The following is a 10459-nucleotide window of genomic DNA, read 5'->3' on the forward strand; positions in this document are numbered from 1 at the left end:
ACTACGAGTCGGGTCCCTGACAGGACATCCATGAATCCCGCCTCATTGTTATAACGGGGAACCACGTGGAGGTGGAGGTGCGGAATGCTTACGCCGCTGCTATGACCCTCCCATGGCGTTCATCCCGTTGTTGAGGTCACACCGGGCGGTGATGCTGATTCGTCTTTTTATCCCTGACTCCGTTCATCGTGCGACGGCCCCATGTGCCGGCATCGTCTTCCATGTATCGGCGGCGGGCCGAGGGGCCCTCGGTCCGGGAAGCAATGCCGGCATGGGCCGGTTGCGTCATACGAAATATCGCGGGATCAGATACACGACCTGTCGCAGGAGGTTCCACGCGAAGGATCTCCTGCTCTTCTTCCTGAGCGCGAAAAGCAGCAACAGGACGACAACACCCGTAACTATCAAGGCAATATTCATTTCAGATTCCTCCCTATTTCTCGTATTTTTCGATCAGGTCGGCCGCTATCATCGCGGACGCCGTGACGGTCGGGACCCCGCCGCCAGGATGCGTTGAAGCCCCGGTGAGGTAGAGGCCTCCGACGTGCCGCGATCTGGCAGAGGGCCGGAACATCATCGAATGCGGAAGGTCCTGCCGCAGCGCGTAGATCGCGCCCTCGGGCGAGCGCAGGCGCTTCTCGAAGTCGACCGGAGTGGAAAGCTCGGCCAGTACCACATGCTCCCTGAGGCCGGGGAGATAGGTTTCGGCGAGGTAATCGATAATGCTCTCCTTCAACCTCTCCCTGCTCGACTCCCATCCCGCTCCGTTCAGGCGGTAGACTCCCGGGGCAAGCGTGACCGCGATGATGTGGTGGCCCTTCGGCGCGAGCGAGGGGTCGGACTTCGTTGTCCAGCTCAGTATGCCGAACTGCTCCCTCGGGAAAGAGCCTTTCAGGTAGTGGTCGTTCCAATACGCGTTGACCCTGTCCATGGGCAGTGTCATCAGGGTGTGATGGTCCTCGAGCGGCGGCCGGTAATCGAGACAGAGATAAAGCATCGGCGTCGCCATGGAATAGGTGTAGCTCTTCAGGCCGACCTTCGCGAGCCACGGCAGGTGTTCCTCGCCCACCATCTCCAGGTACATCTTTTTCGCGTTGATGTTGGAAACGACGATGCCCGCGGTGATCTCGGTGCCATCCTCGAGAAGGACTCCTTTCACCCTTTTATTTTCGATCAGGATCTTCCTGACCGGGGCGTTGAGTTTGACCTTCATCCCCGACCGTTCACCGCATTTCTGGAAACCCTTCGGGATGCCGATCATGCCGCCCTTCGCGTAATATATGCCGCCGTGTTCGGCGTAGGGTATCATGGAGAAATGCCCGGGGAGGAGCGCTGGGGGCAGACCTGCGTAAAAGCTGTGGAAGGAAAGCGATTCGACGACCTTCTCATCCTTGAAATATTTTCTGATGATGCCCTCGTAACTGCCGAAAAACATGCTGTTGTATTTCAAGAGCGCCGGCGTCCGGGCGAAAAGCCTGACGACGTCCGCCAGGTTCGTCGCGGGGCTGACGAAGAATCCCTTGAGCGCCGCGTCGAGAAAGTACTGCATTTTCTTCGAATACCGCTCCCAGCCCTTTACGTCCCCCGGGGCTATTCTTCCGATCTCCCTCGCCGTGCCTTCCAGGGAGATGGGATAGCTGACCCTGGTGCCGTCGTGGAGGATCGCGGAAAAAACCGGGTCCACGGCCACCAGGTCCACCTCCTTCGCGAACGTCGTTCCCATCCTCTGGAAACACCAGTCGATCACCTGCGGGAATTCTATGATCGAGGCGCCCAGGTCAATTTTGTATCCCTGCTTCTCAAAGGTCGAACAGCATCCTCCGACACGCTCGCTCTGCTCCACGACAAGAACCCTGCGTCCATGGTGGGCCAGCAGGGCCCCCGCGCCCAACCCTCCGCAGCCCGCACCGATAACGATAACATCATAATCATTCATGGTCTGCTCCTTGCAGCGTAATGTATTTCCTTAACGGCGGTCCCGTTTAGGATCGGGTGAAAACCGGCCGTTATATTCCAATTATAATGGATGCGCCGCGGGCTGTAATTAACCCTGGTTAATGGGGCGGTTTTTTATCGGAAAATACCGAGACTCAGAGGAGCCTGTTTTTTTTGCGCATGCGCGAGAGGGCGACGTTGGTCACGCCGAGATACGAGGCTATGTGATACTGCGGGATCCTGTCGATGAGATCCGGGTGCTCACGGATCAGGCGGGTGTAACGGACCTCGAGCGGATCGAGGAGGAATTCCTTTTCCCTGAGCTCCATGTGGCAGATGAACGACATTGCGCTCAGGCGTCCCACCCGTTCCCAGCAGATGTGCCGCGCGTACATCTCTTCCATGGACGCCCTGGTTATGGCCAGCACCTCGGTGTCCTCCAGGGCCTGGATGAAGAATCCGCACGGCATGTCGAGAAAGAGCGAGCTGAACGAGCCGAAGAAGCCGTTGTCGGTCACGAAGTACTTGTTGAATTCCTTGCCGGAGTCGGTGATGTAGAAATATCGTACGAGGCCTTTTGACAGCGAGAACACCTTGTCGGATTTCTCGCCCGCCTTTACCAGGTATGAGTGTTTCGGGTAGGTCTCGGCGTGGAAGTGCGTTTTCGCGTATTCCCATTCGGCGTCGGGGATGGACACGGACTCCTGGAGTCTGTTCCGGAGCCTTCTCAGGCATATTTCCTTGTCGCTGGCCATTCGTGTAACCCGGTCCGTTCAGCCTCCCCTTGCTGGGGCCTTTTTAAAATTTGTGCGCCGCTAAAATCGCGGCTTTTCCGCCCCCAGGGGTAAAAGCAATTTTTTCCATTTCATAAAAATTATGAAACAGGGATACATCAGTCAACATTATTTTCTTTCCGATAGGGTAACGAAATTGGTGGCAGTAGTAAATCAGGGGGGCCATCCCGCTCGTCCGCCTCGAATAATCCCGATACCTTTTAATCTTACAAAGGAATCGGGATTGACTCATGCCTGCCTGTGCTGAATAGTCACAATAATATTATGATTAAACAGGCTTCTTTTTAAGCGGATATATTGCCTATATTATCGAATGTATCTTAAATACGACATTAGCCTGATTACGGTAAATATGGATAATAAACATTCATCAAAAAATAGTTCCTTGGGCTATCGAATATTTAAATACCTTCTTTCATCAATAGGTATATTGGTTATATTTTTTATTGCATTAATAGCATGGATTTACTTTGCGCAATTTTCCGGCCCAGGGCCAATGGAAATAAACGGTTTTCACCCCTTTCGTTCAGAAAAAGCAAAGACGCACTATTTTTCTTTTGAAAAAAAAATGGCGAAAAGATGGCCTATTAATTCAGAAGAAAGATTAGTGCATACTTCCTTTGGGAAGACATTTGTAAGAATTAGCGGTCCAACCAACGCGCCCCCTTTGGTTTTAATACCGGGAGGTGGAACCAATTCATTTATCTGGCATGCAAATATTAGAGCTTTATCGCAATATTACCGGACCTATGCGCTGGATAATATCTATGATTATGGCAGGAGTATTTATTTACAAGAATTAAAAAGTGGAAAGGATTATTCAGATTGGCTCAACGAGTTTTTCGATACTCTTGGTCTTGGCAATAGCATCGGATTAATAGGGTATTCTTATGGCGGTTGGGTCGCAAGTCAGTATGCACTCCATCACCCGGAAAGGCTTAATCATGTTGTACTTATTGCTCCAGTATATTTCATCTCACCATTGCCCGCTGAATATATACGTCGGATGCTCTTTACATTAATACCGGTTCGCCATTTCAAAGCGCGGATAATGTACTGGGCATGGGCTGATCTTGCACGAATGGGTGAATATGGACGTCAATTGGTCGAGGAAAGAATAGATTATTACCAACTATCTTTGAAAAGCTTCAAATTCAAACAGCCTGTTAATCCTGTTGTCCTGACGATTTCAGAACTGAAATCATTAAAAATGCCCGTTCTTTTTTTAGCCGGAAACCATGAGACTGCTTTCAATGCGGAGAATACCATCAATCAACTCAATAGAATTAATCCAATGATTAAAACTGTATTGCTTTCAAATACCGGTCATGATTTGATGTTTACACATACTGATGTTGTGAATAGTAAAATCATCAATTTTTTAAAAAATTGATAAACACAAAATCCCCCCGATCACATTTTTTATAAAAAATGCTTGCATTTATTTTGAAAGCAGCTTATTATGTCTCATTAGCTATATTTTGATACCTCCTTTTGATAATTTTTTAATCTATCCCCCCTTGGGGCACGGGGGGATTTTTTAACGCGGTAATCCAAAAAAATTCTTGGAACATGGACCGGCTCGAACGGGGAACTGATTGCATGGATGATATATTTTCAGAAGAGGCCAGGGACGAGGCCGACCTATTTGCCTATCGCGCTCCGGCCGCGGATGATGAACAGGACGGCATGTCCGGAGAGGACCTGGTCCGCGGTCTCCTCGAAAGCGGGTCCCCTGTCTTCAACATGAATTACCTTCTCCGCCTCGAGGCCTTTTCCCTCCAGCTTGCCTATTCCCACAACAAGATACTGTCATTGTCCAATTCGCGCACCCGGATCCTGGCCCACCAGGTGGAGAGCACCCACCGGGTCCTGAGCGCCCTGAACCAGCGCTTTCTCATCGCCGACGAGGTGGGCCTGGGCAAGACCATCGAGGCGGGCCTCATCATCAAGGAGCTCGAGTACCGGTACCGGTACCGGCGCATGCTCATCGTGTGCCCGGCCTCTCTCATGTGCCAGTGGCAGAGCGAGATGCAGAGCAAGTTCAACGACCGCTTCGTCATCATGGACCGGAGGGAGCTGAAGCGGACAAGCCGGGAACGGCGCGCCGGCAGCGCCTGGGAAGCCCACGACAAGATCATCTGCTCCCTCGACTTCGTCAAGAACCACCGCTATCTGAAAGAGCTGCAGAACGTTTCCTGGGACGCCGTTATCTTCGACGAGGCCCACCGCCTCCGGCGGGACTCGAAGCGCGCCACCCTCGCCTACGAGGCGGCCCAGGTCATCGCCGAGCGCACGAAGGCGCTCCTCCTCCTCACCGCCACGCCCTTCCGGGGAGTCCTGGAGGAGCTCTACTACCTGATCGCGCTCCTTGACCCGAACATCCTGGGCCCCTTCCAGTCCTACTACTACGACTACTGCATCGAGAACGCAGACCTTTCGACGCTCCGCGGGAAGATCGCGCCGGTGCTGATACGCCGCACCAAGCAGGAGGTGGGGGGCTTCACTCGGCGATGCGCCCGCACCGTCCGCTTCGAGCTCTACCCGGACGAGCGGGAGCTCTACGACGCCACCACCCTGTACGTGGCAGAGGAGTTCAACCGCGCCATGCAGAGCGAGAACCGAGCCGTGGGCTTCGTCATGACCATCTTCCAGAAGCTCCTCGACTCCTCCACCCACGCCCTGGGGTGCGCCCTGGAGCGCCGGATGCGCCGCCTCCGCGAGCTCGCCGACAAGGTGGAGCTGTCGCGCCGCCTGGACCGCGACGCCGCCCTGGGCGACCCGGACCTGATCGACTGCGCCGAGGAGGTGGACGACCTGGTCTGCATGACGTCGCGCACCACCGTGGCCGAGATGCGCCTGGAGGCCGACACCCTGGAGCGCCTGGTCGGGCTCTCGAGGGCGATCGCCATGAACAAGAAGGCGGAAAAGCTCGCGGACCTGATACGCTCCCTCAGGAAAAAGGGCTTCAAGAAGTTCCTCATCTTCACCCAGTTCAGGACGACCCAGGATTACCTGGCGGAATTCCTGAAGGCCTACGATGTAGAGCTGTTCCACGGCTCCCTGAGCCGGGACGAGAAGGAGCGCGCCATGGCGCGCTTCAGGGACGAGGCCCAGATCCTTATCTGCACCGAGGCGGGCGGCGAGGGGAGGAACATGCAGTTCTGCAACATCCTCATCAACTACGACCTGCCCTGGTCTCCCCTGAAGATCGAGCAGCGCATCGGCAGGCTTCACCGCTTCGGCCAGCCCGACGACGTGTACATCTATAACTTTTCCACGAAGAACACCGTGGCCGAGCGGGTGCTGGAGATACTGGAGCGGAAGCTCCGGCTCTTCGAGGAGTCGATCGGCGCGCCGGACGTGCTCCTGGGGCAGATCGAGGACGAGCTGAAGCTCGGGTCCCTCTTCATGGAGATGGCGGCGGGCCTGCGCAGCAGCGTCGCGGTGGACGACGAGGTGGAGCGGCGCCTGGAGTTGGCGCGGCGGGGATACGAGAAGATCTCCGAGCTCGCCGTGGCGGACCGCATCGATTTCAATTACGACGAGTATTACCGGGTCACCCTGAAGGACCGGAAATTCTCCAACGAGAGGATCGAGCGCTTCGTGAACCGCCTGCTGGAGGCCGATGAAACGGCGGCCGCCTCCCTCGCACGGGACCGGGATGGCCTCTACCGCGTCGCCCGCGACGGCGGGAACGGTTGGAACTCCGGCACCTTCGACAGCGCCCTGGCCCTCGACCGGGAGCAGCTGGAGTTTCTCGCCTTCGGCCATCCCGTCATCGATCGCCTGGTGGCCCGGTGCCAGGACCCGGCCTTCGGGGGCTTCACCGGCGTCCAGGCGGTGCGCTCCCCGGTCCCCTTCACCGGCATGGCCTTCTATTACCTGGTGACCTTCGCGTCGGTGGCGCGCACCAGGGAGATCATACCGGTCGTGGTGGCGCGGGACGGAGAAGTGCCGGCCCATGAGCTGGAGGCCATCGAGGCCGAGCTCTGCTTCCAGGAAAACACCGGCGCCGTTCCCGATCCCGAAGATGCCGCATTAGACGCGGCCGCTATCGACTATTATTTTGCCGGGGCCCGCGCCAGGATCGAGGAAAAGATCGGGGCGCGCAAGGCGATGATGAGCCAGAGCCTGGACGTGACCATCGACCCGGAGATCGAAAAGGTGAAGGAATCCTGCGACCGCCGCATAGCGGAGCTCGCCGAAAAGCTCGAGCTCCTGGAGGCGCAGTTCAAGTGGTACGGCAGGAACCTGAAGGGGACCATCACCCGCACGAAAAACCTCATTGAAAAAGCGAAGAACGACAGGGATTCACTCCTTCTCAAGTACAAGGGATACCTCGGCATAGACCACGACGCGGAGCTCATCTGCGCCGGCATTCTTGTCTCTTATCAGGATTGATCGCGGTAGCAGTATAATTTTAGGGGGGGCATGGAGCCATCCCGGCGAGGTCGCTCACGGGCATCCGTGCCCTTCGCGACACTCCTGCCATCCTGGCAGTAGCAGCGACACGGATGTCGCCGATTCCGCCGAGTCAACATGGATGTTATACGAGGCGGACGAGCGGGATGGCCCATGCCCCCCTAGTTTACGACTGCTACCATTGATCGCCGACCCACGGCTGATGTTTTTTTATTGACAATTAGACATCAATTATTGTATTGCTTGTTATCTTTTTCACCGGGGTGCGGCATAAGCTATGTCACTGGTTTCTTTTCAATATCTGGTTTTCTTCACAATCGTGGTGGCGATTTTTTTCGTCGTTCCCCAGCGGTTTAAATGGATCTATCTCCTCATCGCCAGCTACTTCTTCTACATGTGGTGGGACCCCAAGTACGCGATTCTCATCATGACGACAACGATCGTCGTGTACGCCACGGGCCTGCTGATGCACAACCGGACTGACCGGATCAGGAAGCTCTGCGTCGCCCTGAGCGTGGCGATCAACCTGGGCATCCTCTTCATGTTCAAGTATTTCGTCTTTTTCAACAACAGTATCAGGGACCTGACGGCTTTCTTCGGCGGGACCTATACGCCGCCGGTTCTCAACCTCCTGCTGCCGGTGGGCCTGTCCTTCTACACCTTCCAGGCCCTTTCCTACACCGTCGACGTGTACCGGGGCACGAGGGAGCCGGAGCGCCATTTCGGCATGTTCGCCCTGTACGTGAGCTTCTTCCCGACCCTTCTCTCCGGCCCCATCGAGCGGTCCACGCGGCTCCTGCCGCAGCTGTATAAAAAAGTCGAGTTCGATTATGAGCGGGTCGTGAACGGCCTGATCCTCATGGCCTGGGGTTTTTTCCAGAAGCTCGTCATCGCCGACCGGATCGGGCAGTACGTGGCCATGGTTTTCAACCAGCCGCAGTATTTCGACGGGCTCCCGGTCCTGATGGCGATCTATCTACACGGCATCCTGGTGTACGCGGATTTTTCCGGCTACACCGACATCGCCATCGGCACGGCCCAGGTCATGGGGTATGAGCTCATGCCCAACTTCCGCCGGCCCTTTCTCGCCGCGTCCATAGGCGACCTGTGGCGGCGGTGGCACATTTCCCTCATCACCTGGTTCAGGGACTATCTGTACATCCCCCTGGGGGGGAACAAGGGGAGCAAGTTCCGCTGGCACCTGAACACGGTCATCGTCTTCACCCTGAGCGGCCTCTGGCACGGGGCGAACTGGCCCCTGGTGGTCTGGGGAGCCCTGAACGGCATATTCATCGTGATCAGCCGCCTCACCGCGAAGATCCGCGGCGCCGTTCGAGAGACGTTCTTCGGGACCATGGCGAAGGTGCCGCCGGCCGTCTACTTCGCCCTTTTCGCAGTCGCCGCGGCCGCGGCCGGTTTCGGCAAAACCATCGGCATGGGACTCGGCGGAAGGATAGGCGCGGGCGCCGCGGCCCTGTTCCTGCTGCCGGTGGCGGTCCTGAGCACCAGGAAAGAAATGTTCCCCCGGTTCCTCGAAGGCCTGAAGAAGGCCGTGATGATCATCATCACCTACCATCTATTCGTTTTCGGCGGCATCTACTTCAGGGCGAAGACCATGGCCGACGGCTGGTACATGCTCACCCATTTCTGGGGAACCAATTTCATCCAGTTGCCGCTATTCTTCGGCCTCCAGGAGTTCGGTTTCATGCTCCTGCTGGTGGTCTTCCTCTGCGTCGTGAACTATATCCAGGAGAGCCGCGGCAGCATCAGGGAGATGATACGGAAACGGCCGCTCGTCGTTCGGTGGGCGCTCTATTACCTCATGGTGATGTCGATATTCGCCGGAATGCTGAAAACGGCGCAATTCATATATTTCCAATTCTAAGCGAAAGGACCGGTGCGGGATTCAGACATGAAAAAGTTCATTCTCAAAGCCTTCATATTCAGCGCGCTCATCCTGTCCACGGTCTTCGGGATCATCTATGTGCAGCCGATCGACCAGGACAAGTACCTCATGACCCTCCTGGACAAGCACCGGCTGATGCGGACCACGGCGCAGCCCCGGATGATCTTCGTCGGCGATTCCAGCCTCGCCTTCGGCCTTGACAGCGCCATGATCAAGAAGGCCACCGGCTACAATGTGATCAACATGGGCCTCCACGGCGGCCTGGGCCTGCTCTACATAATGGACGAGATCACGCCCTATCTCAAGAAGGACGATATCGTCGTCTTCGCCCTCGACTACACCCATTACATGGGGATCGGCACGGGCGACAACACCCTCATAGAGGTGACCATCATCATGCCCTGGATCATCAAGTACTATTCCAGGGAGAACTATATGCCTTTCATCGGCCACATTCCCCTCACCTTCCAGCGACGCCTCAAGGGGCTTCTCTCTCCCACCAAGGAGGGAGTGGGCCACCGGCGGTCCGGCTTCAATGAATACGGCGACAACATCGGCCACATAGGCCTTAAATCGGATTATTTCAAGGGGATGGATTTCATAGCGAAGTACGTTCCCCAGGCCAGGGAGATGAACATGACCCGCTTCCTGCCGGAGCGCGTCAACGATGTCATCGTCGCCTACCTGAACAGGTTCGCCTCCACCTGGGAGCCGCGGGGTGTCAAGATATACCTGGCGTACTCGCCCCTCCTGGAGAACGACCGGCCGAAGCAGGAGCAGATGCTCCGGAGCCTTGACAAGGATATACGCGCGCGCGTCCACATGAAGGTCATCGGCAGCCCATTGAACTACATCTATCCGCAGAAATATTTCTTCGACAACGAGTTCCATATGAACGGCGAGGGCCGGGAGCTGCGCACGAAGCAGTTGGTGGAAGACCTGAAGACGGACCCGGTGCTGGCGAAGGCGCCCACACGCTGAGGAGAGTTAGCGAAGAGCGCAGCGGCTATGGTTTGTTGTGCGCCTTGCTAAATGATCCTGTCTGCGGTAATAATTCTAAAAGTATTTGAATTTATAGTTATTCTGACATTATTCTCTTTATTTACGATATAAAAGTTCTTTCCTTTCTTTGAAAAGAAACATTCTTCGGTTTCTATTAAAATTTTATAAATGAATTCTTCAATTTGTTTCTTTGAAAATTGAACATCAAGTTTCTTATTGATTCTTCCGTAAACAAGTTCGGTATAACATATATTTTTTATAATCTCATCTTGATAACGTATAGTATCTTTCGCACATTTTTCATGCAATAAAAAAGTCCTCTAACTGACGAAAATTAAATTACCACATTTAAAACAGTCAGGAGGAGGACTTTTATGAAAGCTGATAAGATTATCGA

7 protein-coding genes are annotated in these 10459 nt (G+C 55.2%); 4 read left to right on the forward strand and 3 right to left on the reverse strand.

From position 1 onward, the window contains the following. Positions 1-433 precede the first annotated feature (433 nt). Positions 434-1936, reverse strand: coding sequence for a phytoene desaturase (crtI, locus tag KA369_13615; GenBank protein MBP7737010.1), 1503 nt, complete (start codon positions 1934-1936; stop codon positions 434-436). A gap of 154 nt (positions 1937-2090) precedes the next feature. Next, positions 2091-2690, reverse strand: a complete 600-nt coding sequence (locus tag KA369_13620) for a Crp/Fnr family transcriptional regulator (protein ID MBP7737011.1) — start codon at positions 2688-2690, stop codon at positions 2091-2093. 391 nt (positions 2691-3081) lie between these two features. Between KA369_13620 and KA369_13625 the strand changes: the two genes are divergently transcribed. The 4 genes from KA369_13625 (at position 3082) to KA369_13640 (ending at position 10041) form a co-directional block, all read left to right on the forward strand. Next, complete coding sequence (locus KA369_13625) at positions 3082-4122, forward strand: alpha/beta hydrolase (protein ID MBP7737012.1); 1041 nt, start codon at positions 3082-3084, stop codon at positions 4120-4122. A gap of 209 nt (positions 4123-4331) precedes the next feature. Next, positions 4332-7133 carry a DEAD/DEAH box helicase family protein gene (locus tag KA369_13630; protein ID MBP7737013.1) on the forward strand — a complete coding sequence of 934 codons (2802 nt, stop codon included), beginning with the start codon at positions 4332-4334 and terminating at the stop codon, positions 7131-7133. 298 nt (positions 7134-7431) lie between these two features. After that, positions 7432-9039, forward strand: a complete 1608-nt coding sequence (locus KA369_13635) for an MBOAT family protein (protein ID MBP7737014.1) — start codon at positions 7432-7434, stop codon at positions 9037-9039. Between the two features lie 27 nt (positions 9040-9066). Further along, positions 9067-10041 carry a hypothetical protein gene (locus KA369_13640; GenBank protein ID MBP7737015.1) on the forward strand — a complete coding sequence of 325 codons (975 nt, stop codon included), beginning with the start codon at positions 9067-9069 and terminating at the stop codon, positions 10039-10041. Between the two features lie 47 nt (positions 10042-10088). Here the strand turns inward: KA369_13640 and KA369_13645 are convergent, their stop codons facing one another. Next, a complete protein-coding gene (locus KA369_13645) occupies positions 10089-10343 on the reverse strand; it encodes a DUF3781 domain-containing protein (protein ID MBP7737016.1) in 255 nt (84 codons plus the stop codon). Between the last annotated feature and the right edge of the window lie 116 nt (positions 10344-10459).

This window comes from Spirochaetota bacterium, from assembly GCA_017999915.1.
In the GTDB taxonomy this organism is placed as follows: domain Bacteria; phylum Spirochaetota; class UBA4802; order UBA4802; family UBA5550; genus RBG-16-49-21.